This window comes from Providencia sp. PROV048, assembly GCF_033688165.1.
Taxonomy (GTDB): Bacteria; Pseudomonadota; Gammaproteobacteria; order Enterobacterales; family Enterobacteriaceae; genus Providencia; species Providencia hangzhouensis.
In genome coordinates this window covers 2,324,995-2,346,428 of record NZ_CP096360.1, presented here as the reverse complement: position 1 = coordinate 2,346,428, position 21,434 = coordinate 2,324,995, and the positions used below count along the sequence as shown (strand labels likewise).

The 21,434-nt window shown below is 39.0% G+C and carries 16 protein-coding genes; 12 read left to right on the top strand and 4 right to left on the bottom strand.

The genetic code is table 11. The features are described from left to right. Position 1 precedes the first annotated feature (1 nt). Entirely contained in the window at positions 2–1,018 is a 1,017-nt protein-coding gene (locus tag M1F26_RS10255; RefSeq protein WP_318837564.1) for a fimbrial protein, read from the top strand. A 128-nt stretch (positions 1,019–1,146) separates the two neighbouring features. On the opposite strand, the gene pyk is transcribed toward M1F26_RS10255, so the two are convergent. Further along, complete coding sequence (gene pyk, locus M1F26_RS10250; RefSeq protein ID WP_094962974.1) at positions 1,147–2,589, bottom strand: pyruvate kinase; 1,443 nt, start codon at positions 2,587–2,589, stop codon at positions 1,147–1,149. 200 nt (positions 2,590–2,789) lie between these two features. Continuing rightward, positions 2,790–3,635: a MurR/RpiR family transcriptional regulator gene (locus M1F26_RS10245; RefSeq protein ID WP_140172428.1), complete on the bottom strand. Its 846-nt coding sequence runs from the start codon at positions 3,633–3,635 to the stop codon at positions 2,790–2,792. A 472-nt stretch (positions 3,636–4,107) separates the two neighbouring features. Between M1F26_RS10245 and zwf the strand changes: the two genes are divergently transcribed. Continuing rightward, complete coding sequence (gene zwf, locus M1F26_RS10240) at positions 4,108–5,583, top strand: glucose-6-phosphate dehydrogenase (RefSeq protein ID WP_004254987.1); 1,476 nt, start codon at positions 4,108–4,110, stop codon at positions 5,581–5,583. A gap of 105 nt (positions 5,584–5,688) precedes the next feature. On the opposite strand, the gene pdxK is transcribed toward zwf, so the two are convergent. Then, positions 5,689–6,537 (bottom strand): pyridoxine/pyridoxal/pyridoxamine kinase, encoded by an 849-nt coding sequence (gene pdxK / locus M1F26_RS10235; RefSeq protein WP_140172429.1) that lies wholly within the window; start codon positions 6,535–6,537, stop codon positions 5,689–5,691. A 634-nt stretch (positions 6,538–7,171) separates the two neighbouring features. Here pdxK and mdtJ point away from each other — a divergent pair. Then, the gene (mdtJ, locus tag M1F26_RS10230; protein ID WP_004254982.1) at positions 7,172–7,600 is read left to right on the top strand and encodes a multidrug/spermidine efflux SMR transporter subunit MdtJ; all 429 of its coding nucleotides are present in this window, start codon (positions 7,172–7,174) and stop codon (positions 7,598–7,600) included. A gap of 1 nt (position 7,601) precedes the next feature. Beyond that, entirely contained in the window at positions 7,602–7,934 is a 333-nt protein-coding gene (gene mdtI, locus M1F26_RS10225) for a multidrug/spermidine efflux SMR transporter subunit MdtI (RefSeq protein ID WP_004254980.1), read from the top strand. A 410-nt stretch (positions 7,935–8,344) separates the two neighbouring features. Here mdtI and M1F26_RS10220 read toward each other — a convergent pair whose 3' ends face one another. Then, positions 8,345–8,692: a RidA family protein gene (locus tag M1F26_RS10220; RefSeq protein WP_004254978.1), complete on the bottom strand. Its 348-nt coding sequence runs from the start codon at positions 8,690–8,692 to the stop codon at positions 8,345–8,347. Positions 8,693–8,841: 149 nt separating this feature from the next. Here M1F26_RS10220 and M1F26_RS10215 point away from each other — a divergent pair, with 149 nt between their 5' ends. The 8 genes from M1F26_RS10215 (at position 8,842) to M1F26_RS10180 (ending at position 21,425) form a co-directional block, all read left to right on the top strand. Continuing rightward, positions 8,842–10,767, top strand: a complete 1,926-nt coding sequence (locus tag M1F26_RS10215) for an ATP-dependent DNA helicase (RefSeq protein ID WP_140172430.1) — start codon at positions 8,842–8,844, stop codon at positions 10,765–10,767. Positions 10,768–10,861: 94 nt separating this feature from the next. Then, positions 10,862–11,560 (top strand): tRNA (adenosine(37)-N6)-threonylcarbamoyltransferase complex dimerization subunit type 1 TsaB, encoded by a 699-nt coding sequence (gene tsaB / locus M1F26_RS10210; protein ID WP_140172431.1) that lies wholly within the window; start codon positions 10,862–10,864, stop codon positions 11,558–11,560. Between the two features lie 234 nt (positions 11,561–11,794). After that, positions 11,795–12,397, top strand: a complete 603-nt coding sequence (locus tag M1F26_RS10205) for a Slp family lipoprotein (RefSeq protein WP_140172432.1) — start codon at positions 11,795–11,797, stop codon at positions 12,395–12,397. A 444-nt stretch (positions 12,398–12,841) separates the two neighbouring features. Next, a complete protein-coding gene (gene fadD / locus M1F26_RS10200) occupies positions 12,842–14,530 on the top strand; it encodes a long-chain-fatty-acid--CoA ligase FadD (RefSeq protein ID WP_096863690.1) in 1,689 nt (562 codons plus the stop codon). Between the two features lie 84 nt (positions 14,531–14,614). Continuing rightward, on the top strand, positions 14,615–15,736 hold the full coding sequence (gene rnd / locus M1F26_RS10195) for a ribonuclease D (RefSeq protein ID WP_140172433.1): 1,122 nt from the start codon (positions 14,615–14,617) through the stop codon (positions 15,734–15,736). Positions 15,737–16,163: 427 nt separating this feature from the next. Next, positions 16,164–16,907, top strand: a complete 744-nt coding sequence (locus M1F26_RS10190; protein ID WP_140172434.1) for a Slam-dependent surface lipoprotein — start codon at positions 16,164–16,166, stop codon at positions 16,905–16,907. An 87-nt stretch (positions 16,908–16,994) separates the two neighbouring features. After that, complete coding sequence (locus M1F26_RS10185) at positions 16,995–18,407, top strand: surface lipoprotein assembly modifier (RefSeq protein WP_140172435.1); 1,413 nt, start codon at positions 16,995–16,997, stop codon at positions 18,405–18,407. An 18-nt stretch (positions 18,408–18,425) separates the two neighbouring features. Next, a complete protein-coding gene (locus tag M1F26_RS10180; protein WP_140172436.1) occupies positions 18,426–21,425 on the top strand; it encodes a TonB-dependent receptor domain-containing protein in 3,000 nt (999 codons plus the stop codon). Positions 21,426–21,434 lie beyond the last annotated feature (9 nt).

Below are 21,434 nucleotides of genomic sequence, written 5' to 3'. Positions count from 1 at the left end.
CATGAAAAATTTAGGTCTAAAAATAGGTATTTCGTTCCTTTTATATTCACAATTCGGGGCTGCTGAATTTAGGGCTGAATTTACCAGCCAATTAGTTAATCCGAATAAAACACTTTATGTATCACGAACTTTACCAGTAGGTACTTTTATTGGTTCTATTGATTTAGGAACCCACTCTCCATGGACGTGGTGGAATGTGACGGGTAATACAGAAGTTGGAATTTATATACCAATCGAACCAGGAAATTCAAGGTATATTCCGGGTATAGGTTATGTTAGAGAAATTAATAGTTCAGGCGTTGGTTATACTTTGCATGGTACAGTAATGAGCCCTTGCTCTGGTTTTGCATATGTTGATGGGGTAAATACGAAAGATGGAAATAATAATAATAGATTTATATGTGGCTCTAATGCATCTTCAGCAACGTATACTGTAAAATTAAGGGCAGATTTTTATAAAGTTGGTAATAATGTTAAAAGCCAAACTTTACCAATATCTAATGCTGCGATGTTGATTTTATTCCACAATGGTTTCATTACTACAGATTTATATGGGAGGTTCGAACCCAAAGTAAATATGGGGCCAATCAATGTTATTTCGAGTGGTTGTGAAGTCAAAAATAAGTCAATAGACGTACTATTCGGTAACGTTAGTAAATTGTCCTTTACAGGTGTTGGTTCAACGAGTTCTGAGAGCAAGCAAAATTTTCAAATTGAATTAGATTGTGACCCTATATCTCCGATAAAAATTACGTTTATTGGAACTCAAGATTCAAGTCAAACACCAGGGGCAATCGCACTTAATAATTTAGGCGATGAAAATACAGCGAAAGGTTATGCCATCCAAGTAAAGCACAACGGTATACCCATTAAGCTTAATCAATTAATACCGCTCACCAATAAAAATGACATAGGGCAATACAACATTCCGTTGGAAGCCGCGTATATCCAAACTCAATCTGCAACGACAGCTGGGAAAGCGAATGGTACGCTACAATTTAACCTACAATATCATTAAATGCTATTTTCTCTTTATTATTTTACGCAAGTGATGCAGAGCTATACTTTCTTGTGTTAATTCTTTTTTAAGTTAGATAGCGTTTCAATATAAAGGAAAGCCCCCACCCATAGGCGAGGGCTAAAAGATTATTCAACTTCTAGAATACGACAAGTATTCGTGCTACCTACAGTACCCATTAAGTCACCTTGGGTGACAAGAACCACGTCACCACTCATTAAATAGCCGTTATCACGTAAACGCGTGACAGCTTCATTGGCAGCCGCAATACCATCTGTATGGGTGCTACAGAAAACAGGTGTAACACCACGATAGAGAGAACATTGATTAAGGGTTTTTTCATGACGAGACATGGCAAAAATAGGTAAACCAGAGCTGATCCGAGACATCATACGAGCAGTACGGCCAGACTCAGTCATTGCTATGATAGCTTTAACCCCTTTAAGATGGTTAGCAGCATACATTGTTGACATTGCAATTGCTTCTTCAGGGCTATTAAACTCCGCATCTAAACGGTGTTTAGACACATTTAGGCCCGGCATTTTTTCTGCGCCAAAACAAACCTGCGCCATCGCGGCTACCGTTTCTGCTGGGTACTGGCCTGCAGCGGTTTCAGCAGAAAGCATAACGGCATCAGTACCATCCAACACCGCATTCGCAACGTCCATGACTTCGGCTCGCGTTGGCATTGGGTTAGTGATCATCGATTCCATCATTTGTGTTGCGGTTATAACAACACGGTTTAATTGGCGAGAGCGGCGGATCAATTTTTTCTGGACAGCGACTAATTCAGGGTCGCCAATTTCCACTCCGAGGTCACCACGAGCAACCATAACGACATCAGAAGCGAGAATAACTTCATCCATCACCTCATCATTGGCAACGGCTTCTGCACGTTCTACTTTAGCAACAATTTGGCATTCACAACCCGCATCACGAGCCAATCGGCGTGCATAATCTAAATCTTCACCTGAGCGAGGGAATGAAACAGCTAAATAATCAACATTAATTTTTGCAGCAGTTTTTATATCTTCTTTGTCTTTTTCTGTTAATGCTTCAGCTGAAAGACCGCCACCGAGTTTATTAATACCTTTATTGTTAGATAGTTGACCACCAACAGTAACTTCAGTAAATACCTGTAACCCTTTGACTTCAAGGACTTTCAATTGTACTCGACCATCATCAAGAAGCAAAATATCACCTGGAACGACATCGGCAGGTAAGCCTTTATAATCGATACCTACTTTCTCTTGGCAGCCTTCACCTTTACCTAAATTGGCATCAAGAATGAATTTATCACCAATATTTAGGAAAACTTTGCCATCTTTAAAAGTGGAAACACGAATTTTAGGACCTTGCAAATCACCGAGGATCGCAACGTGACGTCCTAAACGAGCGGCAATCTCACGTACTTTGTTCGCACGTAATAGATGGTCTTCTGGAGTTCCGTGGGAGAAGTTAAGGCGAACAACGTTGGCGCCAGCGTTGATAATTTTTTCAAGGTTATTATCGCGATCTGTAGCTGGACCAAGAGTTGTAACAATTTTAGTTCTTCTAAGCCGTCTAGACATGTATTACTCCGTTGACCTGTAATGGTGTTGATAAAAGAGTGAAACCATTTCACTCCATTTCGAAACCTGTTTACTGCAAATAGGGATGCTGACACGAGCACAGCTATTATATACAGCCAATTTCTTAATGCTATCAGGTCTGTAAAACTATTAAAGCCTGAAAAGCAAAGAAAAGCATTTATACAGCCAATTTATTGCCTTTAGATGCTATCAAACCGCGAATCACGTAATGCTTCTTTGACGCGCTTCAAGTTATCTCTAAATTTTTCACCTCTTCTTAACGTAAAACCCGTTGTTAATACGTCAATGACTGCGAGCTGAGCCATTCTTGATACCATCGGCATGTAGATATCTGTATCTTCAGGCACATCAATAATGATAGGTAGGGTAGCGGCTTGGGATAGCGGAGAGTTTTCTGAGGTAATTGCTATGACGGTGGCATCGTTTTCCCGTGCTAAACGTGCCATATCAACTAATGCTTTGGTTCTTCCTGTATGGGAAATGAGCACAATAACATCTCCTTCATTACTATTGATACAGCTCATACGTTGCATGACAATATCATCGAAGTATATGACAGGAATATTAAAGCGGAAAAACTTATTCATTGCGTCGTGCGCGACAGCTGCAGAGGCGCCAAAGCCAAAAAAACTGATTTTCCGAGCTTGAGTTAATAAATCAACAGCACGATTAATTGCACTGATATCTAATGTGTGTTTTACATTATCTAATCCAGCCATAGCAGATTCAAAAATCTTATGAGTATAGGTATTTACTGTATCGGTTTCTTCTATATGGCGGTTAATATAGGGGGTGCCGTTGGCTAAGTTTTGTGCTAATCGTAATTTAAAATCAGGGAATCCTTTCGTATCCATTTTTCGACAAAATCGGTTTACTGTTGGTTCGCTAACATCAGCTAATTGCGCGAGTGTGGCGATACTGAGATGAATGGCATTTTGTGGCATACCTAGAATAACCTCAGCCACCTTTTTTTCTGATTTACTTAAAAAATCGAGACTTGTCTTCATTTGTTCTAAAATATTCATATAGCAAAAGCGCCTATTTCATCGAAAGGAGAAATTTTTGAGTCATCACGTTATCCTATTATTGATTTTAAATTTCTTGCTGTGATGTCGTAATAGAAAGTGAAAATATACTATGTATGATATGTAAGCTATCTGAATACAGGTGATAAGTAGTAGCTTTTTATGAAACTTTGACCCGTATCTAATTTTCAGAATAGTAAACATCCTACCTATTTTGTTATTTTTTTACGGAAGCTGTCTCCATTCAGTTAAATCGCATCTTTTTAATACACTAAAAATTATTCAGTGTGTAACATAAGATCAAACAGACAATATGTTGTTTTTTTCATCATAAAAACTGTGGTCGGTATCATGAACATTTACTGGGCACTAGCAACAGGGTACATTAGCGGAATTAGGGCTAATTTTAACAAAATTACAATAAGGCCTATCCTAGTTAGGTCTTACATTCCGCAAATTGAGGAGAACCAATATGGCGGTACATAATGCTGCTCAAGCTTGTGACTTAATTATTTTTGGCACCAAGGGAGACCTCGCTCGTCGTAAGCTGCTGCCATCGCTTTATCAGTTAGAAAAAGCAGGTTACATTCATCCAGACACGCGCATTATTGGTGTTGGTCGTGCTGAATGGAGTCAAGATGATTATGTCCACTTTGTCAAAGAAGCGTTAGATAAGTTCTTAAAAGAAGATCTCGATTCAGCATTGTGGGAAAAACTAAGCGCTCGCTTGGATTTTTGTAACTTAGACGTTAACCAGACTGAAAGTTTTGTGCGTTTAGCTGAAATGTTAAAACAAGATGCACAACCCGCTATCCATTACTTTGCTATGCCACCGAGTACTTTTGGTGCTATGTGTCAAGGGTTGGGTCATGCTAAATTAAATAAAAAGCCAAATCGCGTTGTCATGGAAAAACCACTGGGAACGGATTTAGCGTCGTCACAAGAAATTAATAATGAAGTGGCTAAGTATTTTGATGAAAGCCAAGTCTATCGTATTGACCACTATCTTGGTAAAGAAACCGTTTTAAACTTACTCGCATTGCGTTTTGCAAACTCGTTATTTATCAATAACTGGGACAACCGCACTATTGATCATGTCCAAATCACGGTTGCAGAAGAAGTAGGAATCGAAGGTCGTTGGGGATATTTCGACCAAGCAGGCCAAATGCGTGATATGGTACAAAACCACTTATTGCAAATCTTAACGATGATTGCCATGTCACCACCGGCAGATTTAACCACTGACCGTATTCGCGATGAAAAAGTGAAAGTCTTACGTTCTTTACGTCGTATCGACCATACAAATGTGCGTGAAAAGGCTGTACGTGGGCAATATACCTCTGGTTTTGTTCAGGGCAAAAAAGTCCCTGGATATCTAGAGGAAGAGGGGGCGAATAAGCAAAGTATGACTGAGTCATTCGTTGCTTTGCGTGTTGATATTGATGACTGGCGTTGGGCGGGCGTGCCTTTCTATTTACGTACAGGGAAACGCCTACCGGCTAAATGTTCAGAAGTTGTGGTTTATTTTAAAAAGCCCGCGTTAAATATTTTCTCGGAAAGTTATCAAGATCTACCTCAGAATAAATTAACTATCCGTTTGCAGCCAGACGAAGGGATTGATATTGAAATTATGAATAAGGCACCAGGCCTTGATCATAAACACCGTTTACAAACCACTAAATTGGATTTAAGTTTCTCCGAAACTTTCAACCAAACTCACCTTGCTGACGCCTATGAACGTTTATTGCTTGAAGCAATGCGCGGCATTCAAGCACTGTTTGTTCGCCGTGATGAAGTAGAAGAAGCATGGAAATTTGTTGATTCTATTATAGATGCATGGGCAATGGACAATGAAGCGCCTAAGCCATATCAAGCAGGGACTTGGGGGCCGATTGCATCTGTTGCGATGATCGCACGCGATGGCCGTTCATGGAATGAGTTTGAATAATATTATCAATATTTGAAATATTAGGTGGTATATTGACTAAAATGGCGGGGTGATCCCGCCATTTATCTATGTTTATCATGTTGTTAGGTATGGCTACATAGGATATTAAAGGATTAATTCGCTACGTCCTGTCGCTGCCATATGAATAATCGCTTGCTCGATGCGTAAACATGCCATTTTAGCGGCATCAGGAACGGATAGTCCCGCTAATAACTGAGCGGTGAGTTCAGCGCCAAATAAATCCCCCGTTCCTTTTGGTGTGACAGGGTAACGTTTGTGGCGGATTACGGCCACGTTATCTTGGGTAACACAAACGACTTCAATGTTGTCGTCATCAGGCTGGAAAGCACTTGTGATGATTACCCACTGTGTATTTCCCTTTAATAAGCTACGGGCTGCAGCCGTAGCATCATCCAAGTTATGGACTTGTTTGCCACTTAACGTCATGAGCTCGAATTTGTTTGGAATAATACCTGTAGCTAAAGGAATGACTTTATTGCGGTATACCTCGGCAATTTCGGGTGGAATATAAAAACCGCTGTCTTCATCTCCCATGACTGGGTCAACAATAACCGGTAGTGCCGTTCTTTCTTTACGAACTAGAGTTAACCAGTTTGCTAAGTCTTGGGCTTTTTCTGGGGAACCTAGATAACCAGTCAAAATAGCTCTTACAGAATTTAAGCTACCCCGCTCAACAAAACCGTTTAAATAACCACGAAACCACTCACCAGGCAACTCACCACCATAGCAAGTTGTATAATGAGGCGTATTACTGAGTACTACAGTAGGTACTGCCGCAACACGTAAACCTTGTTTTGTCAGGGCTGGAACGGCAATACTATTTCCAACACTGCCATAAATAACTTGTGACTGAATTGAAACAACATCATAAGGTAATGGCGTTGCATCAGTGGAATTTTGGAAACTATTGGAGGTAAGGCTAAAGGCGTTCATGGCTCTCTCTTCGGCATATTACAATCATATAGCTACTATAAGAAGCTTGTTCAATCAGGTTGTCAATGTTAAAAATCGAATAGCTTAATTAAGGCGTGATGAGAGTATAAAAAGTGGAAAAAAGAGATTTTTTTATAAAATAATTCCAGTGAAAAATTTATCATCATCGCTTGTTTATTCGCGCAATAGTTGATAGCTAAAGGGTTGATTAGCATATTAATGAATAGTTATGCATATTTTTATTCAATGCAAAAAATGTTTATATTCATTGACTTAAAAAATTTGGCATGTTAAAAATAAACTGAAATTAACTATCAACATGAGGGTTCGGAGTAAATTGGGTAGATGTCTACCTGATGAAAAGAATAAGATATCATGCTTAGCTCAACTAGCGGCAAGATCAGCAAGTCCCAAAAAAGAACGACACACAGGCTTTTCCTTTCAGCTATCCTTTCCAGTGAACACTACTGGTGTGGTGCATTATAGCGTCTCTCTCGATTATTCATTTCGCTGAATAAACTCAGCAACACGTTGTTATTTATTTGAATTTTCAACAACTACGCAATAGTAATCTGTATTTTTTATCTGTACAAAAAATAGACTATTACGTGGCTGTATATAGAGAGATATTATAATGATTTACTGGATATTTTTAGTATTAGCTATCGTAACTGAAGTTATCGGTACACTATCAATGAAACATGCCAGCGTCAGTGGTGATTTTACTGGTATGGTCGTGATGTATGTGATGATAGCAACATCATACATTTTACTTGCTGTTGCAGTTAAAAAAGTGGCATTAGGTGTCGCCTATGCACTATGGGAAGGTATCGGTATCCTTTTTATCACAACATTTAGTGTCATGTGGTTTGGAGAAACGCTATCACCGATGAAAATTGGGGGGTTAGTATTACTTATCACCGGTATTGGACTGATTAAATCAGGCACCAAGAAAACCACCGTTCGTCAATCTGCACAAAAAGTAAAACAAGTTACACAAAACGCGGTCAATGCAGCCAAAACAAATGCTTTAGTTGGACGCGAAGCTAAGTCGGAGGCGTAATATGGCCAGTCATTTTGAATGGTGGCATGCTGCGTTTTTGATCCTAGCAGTCATATTAGAAATCGCAGCCAACATTTTGTTAAAAATGTCGAATGGGTTTAAACGATACTGGATAGGTATTCTTTCTCTAATTGCGGTACTCGGAGCTTTCAGTGCATTAGCGCAAGCAGTAAAAGGAATCGAACTTTCAATTGCCTATGCATTATGGGGAGCATTCGGGATTATCGCGACAGTAGCAGCAGGTTGGATACTTTTTAATCAACGGTTAAATTATAAAGGTTGGGGAGGAATTGTGTTATTGCTACTAGGCATGGTTCTCATCAAGATGTCGTAATGCTCGTCATATTTTGCACTGTCGCGTTGTTGGCTGCATTCGTTAACCCTAGTCACATACTAGTGTATGCTCCAAGGGATTAACTCACTTGCCGCCTAGCGACATTGCAAACTATTTAGAGCATGAATGGGAAACCTATTTTGCACTGTCGCGTTGTTGGCTGCATTCGTTAACCCTAGTCACATACTAGTGTATGCTCCAAGGGATTAACTCACTTGCCGCCTAGCGACATTGCAAACTATTTAGAGCATGAATGGGAAACCTATTTTGCACTGTCGCGTTGTTGGCTGCATTTGTTAACCCTAGTCACATATTTATGTAATTGGTTATATTCTCAAATTATAGCTATTCAAAATAAAATGGGCGCTAATAATTGGCGCCCATTTTTATGCAAAGCAAAACCTGTTTAATCAATCAATTGCTGCAACAATCTTAATTTCAACTTTATATTCTGGCTTCATCAACAATGCTTGGACAGTACAGCGGACAGGCGCACTTCCAGCAACAACCCAAGCATCCCATGCTTGGTTCATACCAGCAAAATCGGCTTTATCAGCAAGAAAAATGGTGGCATCAAGAATTTTACTTTTGTCTGAACCAACACGTTCAAGCATCACATCAATTGCCGCGAGCGTGTTTGCTGTTTGAGCAACAATATCAGCGTCAAGGTTTTCAGGCACACTGGTGTAGTAAATGACATTATTGTGAATAACAGCTTCAGACCAACGATTATCAGGGTCAATACGTTTGATAGTCATAATTATTCCTTATTATACATGTGGCTCAAGAATAACAGTTTGCAGGCTGGATGAAAATCAGTTGTTCAACGAAGTAATAATTACCTAAGCAGGGTTAAGAAACTCATGGTAAAGTGTGCCCTCATTATTCCTAATAAATAGGTCATGTAGTGCACGACGATTTTTCTGCGGATGGCTTTTTAGCCAGAACAATTCCTGGTTTTCAGCCTCGAGAAGCACAAGTTACGATGTCGAATGCAGTAACCGAGTCGATTGAGCAGCAGCATGTGCTGGTGGCGGAAGCGGGTACTGGAACAGGAAAAACATATGCTTATTTAGTTCCTGCATTGCGTAGTGGAAAAAAAGTCATTGTTTCAACGGGATCAAAAGCCTTACAAGATCAACTGTATCACCGAGACTTACCGACAATTATTGATGCGATGAATTACACTGGACGGACCGCGTTACTAAAAGGGCGTTCGAATTATTTATGTTTAGAGCGATTAGACCAACAATCCCTCGGTGGTGGTAGTCTTGAACCTGAGATATTGTCAGCGGTTGTGAGGCTACGCAGTTGGTCCATTGAATCTGAGCTAGGTGATACAAGTACTTGCCATGATATCGCTGAAGATAGCCCGGTTTGGCCGTTGGTAACTAGCACGAATGACAATTGTCTTGGCAGTGATTGCCCGCGTTATCAAGATTGTTTTGTTTTAAAAGCACGACGCAAAGCTTTAGAAGCGGATATTGTTGTTGTAAATCACCATTTATTTATGGCTGATAGAGTGGTGAAAGATACGGGTTTTGGTGAGCTAATCCCCCAAGCAGAAGTCATGATTTTTGATGAAGCGCACCAAATCCCGGATATAGCCAGCCAATATTTTGGCCAGCAACTGAGTAGTCGCCAATTGTTGGATCTAGCGCGCGATATGATTATGACCTATCGAACAGAGCTAAAAGACCAAGTTCAGCTGCAAAAAAGTGCTGATAGACTCACGCAAAGCACGTTAGACTTTCGGCTCAATTTGGGTGAAAACAGTTTTCGTGGCAATCTACGTGACTTACTGAAACGTCCTGAAGTACAAAGGGCGTTGACGCTCCTTGATGATTCTCTTGAACTTTGTTACGAAGTGATCAAAACCACGTTAGGTCGCTCACAGAGCTTAGACTCTATTTTTGAGCGCGTCACAATATACCGAAATCGTTTAAACCGTTTAAAAGATGTGACAATTGCGGGTTACAGCTATTGGTTTGAAAGTTATGGTCGCCATTTTTTATTGGCACTAACCCCCTTAACGGTTGCAGATAAATTCAGTGAAATGATTGCAAGTACGCCGGCCAGTTGGGTATTTACATCAGCGACGTTGTCAGTAAATGAGAAACTAAGCCATTTCACTGACCGTTTAGGTTTAGTTACTGCAAAAACGTTATTATTAGCCAGTCCATTTGATTATCAAAGCCAAACTTTATTATGCGTTCCCCGTTTTTTACCCGAACCCAATCAACGAGGTTTAGCACAAAAATTGGCAACAATGCTACGACCTATGATTGAAAAAAATCAGGGACGTTGCTTCTTTTTATGTACATCACACCTGATGATGCGTGAATTGGCCGAGGAATTTAAATCTTCATTGACATTACCAGTTCTAATGCAAGGGGAAAGCAGTAAAAACAAACTGTTATCTCAGTTTATTGCTGCGGGGAATGCTGTTTTAGTTGCCACTAGTAGCTTTTGGGAGGGGGTTGATGTGCGAGGTGATGAATTAACTTGTGTCATTATCGATAAACTCCCATTTACTGCCCCTGATGACCCGCTATTAAGAGCGCGCATCGAAGATTGTGAATTACGGGGTGGAGATCCATTCTCGGATGTCCAATTACCAGATGCAGTTATTACTTTAAAGCAAGGTGTAGGGCGGCTAATTCGAGACACTAGTGATTATGGTGTCATCGTTATTTGTGATAACCGTTTAGTAACTCGCCCTTATGGTGAGGTTTTTTTACGTAGCCTTCCGCCATCACCACGAACAAGAAGTATACAAAAAGCAATTGCATTTCTTGAAGAGAAAAGGCAAGAAGTTAATAGAGTGAGGTAAATCCCACCTTGTTTTTCTGCTATTCCTACGGCCGTTTATGTTAATATAATCGGCATCTTTTAATCAGAAACTATTAATTTGCCGGAGTTTAGGCATGTCGAGTCGTATTCTTGCTGTTGATACAGCAACAGAAGCCTGTTCAGTCGCACTTTGGTGTGAAGGTGACATTATTTCGCGTTTCGCGATTTCTCCTCGAGAGCACACACAAAAAATTTTACCGATGGTTGAGGAAGTTCTTGCAGAAGCTGGGATGGGGTTGAACCAGTTAGATGCATTGGCTTTCGGGCGTGGTCCTGGTAGTTTTACGGGGGTTCGTATTGGTGTTGGTATTGCACAAGGGTTAGCACTAGGGGCTAATTTGCCCATGATTGGCGTTTCCTCTTTAATGACACTTGCTGAAGGCGCCTTTCGGATAATGGGGCATCATCAGGTATTAGTGGCTATTGATGCACGGATGTCAGAAATCTATTGTGCCCAATATCAGCGAACATCCGCAGGCCAATGGTTAGGTGAAGAAACTGAAGCAGTTCTACTTCCCGACGATTTTAAGAGCGAAGTGACAGGGCTTTCAGGGCTGTGGGGTTATGCAGGTACTGGGTGGGAGGCATATCCCTCATTGTTGAATGCATCAATTACATTAGCTAACAGTCATATTACGCTGCCAGATGCACAAGATATGTTACCTATTGCTGCCCAATTGTGGAAGCTGGGAAAAGTGGTTACCGTTGAAAATGTCGAACCGACTTATTTACGTAATGAGGTGACATGGAAAAAATTGCCTGGCCGTGAATAAAACACAGAAAGTGAAGTTGAATTGGTTATATCATGTGATATAACCAATAATTCATATTAAACTCATCAAATGTTGATTAATAAAAATACAAATCGAATCATTTAATAATTTCAGGTATTATTAGGTAGTAATAGAACTATTATGGCGATTTTTAACATATCGTGTTTTTGTTTGCTAAATGTTATTTAAATCTGTATTACCTGAATTTATAATATAGCTAATCGGAGGTGGTCTATGAATATTGAATTAAACTGCCGTAATGCACTTAAAGGCCTTTTTGTTGCAAGCGTATTAGCACTAACAGGGTGTGTTTCTATACCAGCTTCAATTCAAGGTTCGGTTCCAAACCCAACAGACAACTTAGCATCTGTACAAAATGCACCTGAAATGTATATAGGTCAGGAAGCGCGTTTTGGTGGGAAAGTCCTTGCCGTTGAAAATGAAACTACAAGAACACGTTTAGAAATTGCGGTGATGGCATTGAATAAATATGATGCAGCACCAGAGCTTAATTCCCCTTCAATTGGCCGCATTTATGCGTACTTAAATGGTTTTCGTGAGCCAAGTGATTTTACTAACCGTTATATCACTGTGGTGGGGAAAATCACGGGGGAGCAGCAAGGGAAAGTAGGGCAAGTTCCTTATAAGTATGTCACGTTAGATGTAACAGGTTTCCAACGCTGGAATGTCGCACAAAGTGTTATGATCCCGCCGTCTGGCCCTTGGGGTTATGGTTATTATGGCGACCCGTATTTTTATAACCACCCATGGGGTTATGGTTATGGGTACGGTTATCCAGGAGGCCCAGTACCCGTACAAACTTATCTAACAGAATAACGATTATTTTTCTTTATTTAAAGGCCCCGATTATTGCGGGGCCTTTTTGTTTTCCATAAAAAGATTATCTAAATAAGAGTTAATAAATAAGAGCTAATAAATAAGAGTGTTTAATAAAAGTATTAGCTAAAATTTAATCCCAGCAAAAGTGACTTCGGTTAATGTAATAGATTAAATCCCTTCTTAAGTGCGAGATAACCTTTCCAAAAATAGCGTAAAATCATGTATAATCAGGCAATCTTGTACAGATTTACATCTGTTTAACGAATTTAAGACAAACTAGGCGGCTTAGTCCGCCTAGTTTTTTCTTGAAGGAACAAAATTTATTTAGTGATAGACCTCTCAACCTTGACATTGTCTGTTTTTCAAACTGGTACGCTGAGTTAATAATTTGTTAAAAGAGATGTTGAGTATAATAACTTCACTAAATTCAGGAGTAACATTTTGGAAAAAATCTGGCTAAAAAATTACCCTGCTGATGTGCCGGAAGAAATCAATCCTGATAGCTTCGCTTCTCTAGCAGAGTTACTTGAAGATGCGGTCTCTCAATTTGCCGACCAACCTGCATTCATTAATATGGGAGCAGTGATGACTTATCGGAAACTTGAAGAGAGAAGTCGCGCTTTTGCCGCCTACTTACAAAATGGACTTGGTCTTAAAAAAGGGGATCGTGTCGCATTAATGATGCCAAACCTATTACAGTATCCGATTGCCCTGTTTGGGATATTGCGAGCTGGTATGGTGGTAGTCAACGTCAACCCACTTTATACCCCGAGAGAACTAGAGCACCAATTGAATGATAGCGGTGCAACCGCAATTGTAATTGTGTCGAATTTTGCACATACACTGGAAAAAATTGTTTTCAATACCAAAGTGAAACACGTCATTTTAACTCGTATGGGTGACCAGCTTTCACGTCCTAAAGCCACGATTGTTGATTTTGTTGTCAAATATGTAAAACGTTTAGTCCCTAAATATAACTTACCAGACGCCATCTCCTTTCGCCGTGCCATGCATTATGGCTATCGTATGCAATATATTAAACCTAACATTGCTGGTGATGACTTGGCCTTTTTGCAATATACAGGTGGAACCACCGGTGTTGCTAAAGGGGCGATGTTAACTCATCGCAATATGTTAGCAAATATTGAGCAGGCAAGGGCAGCTTACGGGCCTGTACTGAAATTTGGTGCTGAATTTGTTGTCACCGCTTTACCGCTGTACCATGTTTTTGCATTGACAGTAAACTGCTTACTGTTTATCACTGTAGGGGGCGTTAACTTATTGATTACTAACCCTAGAGATGTACCGGACACCGTAAAACAACTAGGACGTTATCCCGTTACGTCAATTACCGGGGTTAATACCTTATTTAATGCATGGTTGCACAACGAAGAGTTTAAAAAACTGGATTTTTCGCGTTTACGTCTTTCGGTTGGTGGGGGGATGCCTGTTCAAAAAGCCGTTGCAGAAAAATGGCAAAAGCTCACTGGGAAACATTTACTTGAAGGATATGGTTTAACAGAATGTGCCCCACTAGTAACCGGTAATCCTTATAATTTAACCAGTTATAGTGGAAGTATTGGTTTACCTGTTCCATCAACAGATGTTAAATTTCTTGATGATAACGGCAACGAAGTCGCTATTGGTGAACCTGGTGAAATGTGGGTAAAAGGCCCGCAAGTCATGAAAGGGTATTGGAACCGCCCTGATTCCACTGCGGATACGATAGTGGATGGTTGGTTAGCGACAGGGGATATCGCTGAAATTGATAGCGAAGGGTATATTCGTATTGTTGATCGTAAAAAAGATATGATCATCGTTTCAGGTTTTAACGTCTATCCCAATGAAATCGAAGATGTCATTTCTGCACATCCGGACGTGATAGAATGCGCTGCAATTGGTGTACCTAGTGAAAGTACAGGCGAAGCGGTTAAAGTTTTCGTTGTAACGAAAAATGCGAATTTAACGGGTGATGAGCTAAAAACCTTTTGCCGCCGTTCATTAACCGCGTATAAAGTCCCTAAGATATTTGAATTTCGTGATGAATTACCAAAATCTAACGTGGGTAAAATTTTACGTAAAGACCTACGTGATGAAGAAAAATTGCAAAGAGAAAAATCACAAGTATGATTGTGGTTTAGTCGTAAATTATAAATAGATGACGCCGGTTTTAGCCGGCGTCATTGTGATGAAAATAACAAAGAGAAACTTGTTTTGAATTATCGTTTAGTAACTACAGATAGCGAATTAGCCCAAGTATGCCAAGAGGCGGGTAATGCACCATGGCTCGCTTTGGATACCGAGTTTGTTCGTACCCGAACATATTACCCACAACTAGGGTTGCTACAGCTATATGATGGAAAGCAAGTTTCGTTAATTGACCCATTATTAATGACGGATTTTAGCCCGTTCAAAGCACTTTTAACGAATCCTGAGCAACTTAAATTTTTACATGCAGGTAGTGAAGACTTAGAAGTGTTTATGCATGATTTTGATTGTGTCCCTGAGCCGATGATCGACACACAAGTTGTGGCGGCATTTTTAGGTTATCCAATTTCTTGTGGTTTTGCATCATTGGTTGCTGAACATTTAGGTATTGAGCTCGACAAAAGTGAATCACGGACAGACTGGCTTGCGCGTCCTCTGAGCGAAAAACAATGCGATTATGCAGCCGCAGATGTGCTGTATTTGCTGCCATTAGCTGAAATTCTAATGGAAAAAGTGACTGAAGCGGGCTACTTGGAAGATGCCAAAGATGAGTGTCAACGTGTTGTGGCTCGTCGGCAAAAAGCCTTAAAGCCAGAAAAAGCCTACATGAATATCCATAATGCATGGCAGCTACGTGATGAACAGCTCGCTTGTTTGCAATTATTAGCCGAATGGCGTTTAAACCAAGCTAAAGCCCGCGATATGGCAGTTAACTTTGTAGTAAAAGAAGAGCATCTATGGAAAGTGGCTCGTTATTTACCGAGCTCTCTGGGTGAACTTGATGCACTTGGCTTAACTGGGCAGGAAATTCGTTGCCATGGCAAGCGCTTGTTAGCCATTGTCGAGCAAGCAAAGCAACTTGAAGAAAGTGAATACCCAACACCTGTAGCGAATATTACGGAACAGAGCCAATACAAAAGCTTATTTAAAGAAATTAAAGCGGTGGTCAAAGATATTGCTGAAAATGAAAAATTTAATGCAGAACTATTGGCTTCTAGGCGGCAAATCAATCAGTTATTGTCTATTCATTGGGGGCTAAAATCGTCTACAACGCCACCTGAGCTATTGGCGGGCTGGAGAGGGCGGTTACTTGCAGAGCCCATCACAAAGTTATTAGCGAGCATATAATGTATTCAGGTACAAGAAGAGTGCTTCTTGTACCTAATTTAAATACCTGAGTCTATTTTATTTATCTTTATCTCCATTATTCATTCAATAAACTTATAAAAATATATATCTTATTTGTTTTTAAATATGTTTATTTGTTTTTAATTAAAAGCTGTAATTAGTCTTAAAAATTAAACTAATTCTTAATATAAAAAGTAATAAATAAAATCACTTATTACAGGGTTTTTAATTAACCAATTAAAAAATAAAAGGTTATTTTATTTTTATGGTCTAATAATAAAAAATTGAATTATATTTCTCTCATTTGTAAATAAAAATCATTTGCATATACTCAATATCGAACATTAAAGGAAAGAATAATCTTTTATTTAATGTGTTTCTTTAATAAACCAACCTAATTCAAACTTCTATTTAAGAGGATGAATAAATGAAAAAATTATCACTAATTACAGTCGCAGTATCTTTGTCTATATTTTCTGTTGGTGTTATGGCAGAAACGGAATCAGCGCAAAGCTTAAGTTACGTAGATAATGAAACAAATATTATTGTTGATAAAACCCAATCAACCATGGGGCCACACGGTGGTAGTATTGGCGCACCGGGTATCGGTTCTCGCTTTATGAGAAATGGAAAGACAATTTCGTTCTCTGGTTTAAAAAACTTAGTCACGCAAAAGCCTGACAACGTGTATGTTTTGGAAAGTGGCGGTAGCCCGCACGGCGGAATGGGTAAGTTCCAATTTAGTCAGGTTGCAGATGCCGAGGTATATTTCGGTGATTGGTCACAAACTGGGGAAGCCGATGACGCAATGCACACGGTTTATTTCTCCGGTGAGAATGCAACGACAGAAGTGCCAACCAGTGGCCAAGCGACTTATACTATAGCGGGTATTAACCAATTTGCAGGTGAAGCAAAACAGACGGGTTGGTTTAATGCTGATTTTACAGATAAATCATATACAGGTTCATTAGAAGGAACGAATAGCCACTCCATGGCAGGGGCTATTGAAGAAGACGGTAAATTTAGTGGTACTGCCATTGCCAATGGAATACACCAAGGTGATAGTATGGGGCAACTCTTTGGTGATAATGCAGAACAAGTGGCAGGTATTCTCTCTTATGAGAATAACCGTGAGTTAGACACGGCATTTGGTGGCCAGAAAGACGAATAATTACTGAACATATAATTAGCTAAAAAAAGTAGGCAAAAGTGATTTTGTCTACTTTTTTATTTTTGTCATTAAAATGGTAGCCTAATCATGTTATTTTTTAATAAAAAAACACATTTAATATATTTGAGTTTATTATTACTTTTTTCTCTCCCTTCGGTATTGTCAGCTCAAGAGCTAAAAGGAGGAGTTATCGGTAATTTAAAAGATTATAGTAACAAAAAACATCAATCAGAAATAAATAATGTTAAATATAGTGAAAAAAATATCGACGAACTTGGTTTTATTCTTTATGATCTCATTCAGAGACAAGATTTTGACAAAATAAATGAAATTATTGGTAATTACGTTGACCATAAAGACCACGATAAAGGATTGGTTAAATACATTCATTCTGAGAAGGCAATGTTAAATAAACAGTATGATTTAGCAATTAGCCTATATAATGAAATTTTGATTCACAAGCCTAATATGTTGTTGGTTGAGTTAAAACTTGCACAAGCACTGATTTATGTTAAGCATTATGAATCAGCATTGTCAATATATCAAAGTATAAAAACAAGATATAAAGGAAGAATATCAATTCGATTAACTGAATTTATTAAAAGTAAAATAATAGATTTAGAAAATAAAAATCATTGGCAAGGTACAATTAAGCTAGGTTCAAGTTATGATTTTAATTTAAATGAAGCATCAAATAACCGTGAGATGTACTGTTTTCGAAGTAAATGTATGAATAGTAGTAACCAGTCTATCGCTGGTGGAAAGTGGCATTATTATACTAGCTTATCAAAGCGTTTTCCTCTAGTAGGAAACCACTCAGCAGTACTGTCGTTAGGTATGGTTGGGGTGGAGCCAATGAAAACAGTCACGGTCAGAAAAACAAATATATATGTTACTGGGGGGTATCAATTCGATAATGCGAATACAACGTTCCATATACAGCCCACCCTTGAGGCTAAGTGGCACGATAACCTATACTATAATTTAAGCCTAGGAGGAAAAATAGCGACAGAATACACGTTAAATCATCGGGTAACCTTGTTAGGTAATATTGAATATAAAAATAAAACTTACCCTTATAAGTATAGTTTTAATAACGGCGATAAATGGGTTTATTCAGTTACTGGTACCTATTTAATAAACCCTCGATTAATGGTTTTTGGCAGTTTTTATGGAGCCAACAGGAAAAAACAATACGATAGTGATAGCTATGTACAGTATGGGGTTAGAGCTGGTTTTTTAAAAGTAACCGAACTGTGTGACCTACTTATTGCAATAGGTTATAAGCAAACAAACTTTAAACGGTTTGATGCATTTTTGAATGTAAAAAGAAAAGATCATAATGGGTATTTAAATAGCCAATTAACGTTTGATAAAAATAAAATATTAACTTTTACACCTTCTATTTATTTTAATAGCCAAGTGAATAAGAGTACGGCAGATATTATTTATTCTTTTAAGCAAAGTGAAGTCGGTGTCAATTTCACCAAGAAATTTTAATTTTCACCGGAACAGATAATGAAAATCAAAACAGTGATAGCCATTAATATCGCGACAGGGTTATCTATTGGTAGTATTGCAAATTTAGTCTATGGACAACAAAGTGCAAATATTGGCTCTATTGTAGTTAATGATAAAGCAACAACTATCAAAGAGCGTGATAAAAAAGGGGCGGATGACCAATATGATAAAGACGAATCAAATATTTATATTAGTAAAGAAGAAATTGATCGTTATAAAGGCACTAACCCCGCAGACACCATTAACCATGCAGTAGGGGTATATAGTGGTGACGCCCGTAATAGCGGGGCAATAGACCCCAATGTACGAGGGATTCAGGGGCAAGGGCGTGTCCCGGTGACTGTAGATGGTACAGAGCAAGCTATCACTGTTTGGCGTGGTTATAATGGCGCGAATAATCGTAACTATATCGACCCGAATATGATTAGTAGCATTAAGGTAATGAAAAGTGCAACACTAGACCGCAATGTGCGTACATCGACGGGGGGAGGAGTTGCTATAACAACGCTAGGCATTGATGACGTTGTGGATAAATATGAAAAATTTGGTTTTGATATTAAATTAGAAACATCGAGTAACTCGACAAAACCGAGGGTTAATCAATTAAGCCACGGTATAGATTACCGTGATGATAAGCGGCTATTGAATACGTTAGACATGCAGAAGTTTCGTGGGATTTATTTTAAAGATCACGAAATGCTTGTTGATCCTCGTAGTAAAGGTAATGCTAATTTTTTTAATCTGCAAGATAACGCAGCGCGTATTGCCGTTGGGACACGGCAAGAAAAGTTTGATTTGATGCTAGCATACAGCTATCGCAACCAAGGTAATTATTTTGCTGGGCGCCGAGGGGCGGGTAAATTTTATGACGACATCATTACTTATGACCCTAATAACCCAAATAAAGCGATAGACCCATATATGCCTTTCGTAGCTAGGATTTATGGGCCAAATAAAGAGGTGGCGAATACATCAAATGAAATGTCGACATGGTTAGCTAAATTAAATTTAATGCTACCTAATTCACAGGACTTATCCCTTGGTTATATGCATACATCAAGTCATTATGGCGAAATCATGCCATCGCAAATTCGTTATCATGATTTAGAGGGAAAAATTCCACAATGGCCTTTAGCTAACTTGGCGTTAAATACTTTTTACGCCAATTATTCGTTCAAACCTGAGTCCATTGGTTGGATTGACTTTCGATTAGGCTATTGGTTGACAAAAACTAATTTAAACTCAAATACCGCAGGTGGCCAACCTAGGGAACCAGTGGAAAGGGATTGGAATTATGAATTTGGTCGAGATAAAAATGTAGCTAAAAATCCTGCTATCAATGGCACCTTAGTTGATGGGATTAAATTAAACCAACTAAACGATCGCTATGGTGTTTCATTATCCAATAAATTTCAAATTACACCTGAATTTAAAGTGACTTTAATGGGAAGCTTAATTGATGAAACTATTGGTAGCCGTGAAGATATCTTTAATTCGGATTCTAGCCCAAAGGGTAACATGTTCCGAGCTATCCCAAGGGAAGGTAAGCGTCGAGAATATAATGGGACTATTCGCTTTGATTGGCAGCCTACTGATTGGTTAAGTCTGAATGCGGGGGCTCAATATATTAGCTACTGGTCAAGGGATTTATTAAAAGAGAGACGCATTGCGGCTAAAGATATAAATTATGCACCATATAGCCATATAATAGCTAAAAAATATAGCTTGTCTCGTATATTAACTTCAGAAGAGTATCAATTAGTACAAAAATATGTGGATGATAAAGGGCGAACGTTTAATGATTTAAAAAATAATTTATATGCTCGGACTCGGTTAGTTGAAAAAGCACTGTCAATGCCTTCTTCTACTATAAGAATGGGGAAAATAGTAACTCCAGGAGGAAAAAAACGAGAGTATAGAATTTTTGAGCAGAACCACACAGCAGAATGGAAAGTTGATGAAAATAATAGGTTTATACGTAAAAATAATCCATTCTATAATGGCGAAATTGACTTAAATGAAGAGGCTATAGACCCCGTAACAGGATTAATAGCAAAAAAAGTAAGGGTAACAAATAGCACAAATGATGAATTGATGTTCACAAACGACCAAAAATTTAAAGCGCCAAAAAGAAATGAAGAATCAGCTTGGGCTCCGGCATTAGGGGCAACAATTTATTTAACAGAGAACGATCGAATATTTGGGCGTTATTTAGAAACCGTTAGGATGCCAAGTATCTTTGAAGACACTATTGGTTTTTCGGGGGGAAGAGAGCCGAATTACACACCACCGGTTTATTTGCCAGAACGCAGCCACACGATAGAACTGGGATATGTGCGTAATTTCCAAGATCTCGTTGCGGCAGAAAATCATGCTGACTTACGCATAAATTACTACAACACAGTAGTCACAAATGCCTTTGATAGGAACGATAGGTTAGTCTTTACGCAGGTTGATAAACATAACACGGCCGGTTTGGAGCTATTGGCACGTTATGATAATGGCTGGGTATTTGGTGACTTAGGGGTAGATTACCGTTTAAAAAATGAAGTTTGTGATGAAGTGTCATTGATGGTAATGGATCCCTATAACAAATTTGGTGGCTCAGAGTGTACAACAGCAGGCTTCCCTGGCGGCTATTTGCGGACTCAATTGCAACCTAAGTACAGCATCCATGCCAACCTAGGTTTGCGCTTCTTAGATGAACGTTTAGAAGTGGGGAGTCGTTTGCGTTATCACAGCAAGGCAAAAAATGAAGATGAGGCGGAAATGATGGACAAATACCCGTACCAGTATGCGCCATTAAACAATGACCCGATGAGTTGGAATGCCGTGTTTACCGGTGATGCTTATGTTAATTATCAGTTTAATAAAGACCTATCATTTGAATTATTAGCCACCAATTTATTTGATGAATATTATATAGACCCATTAACCCGCAGTATGATGCCTGCACCGGGTAGGACTATACGTTTCAATGTAACAAGTCGCTTCTAAAAGGGATCC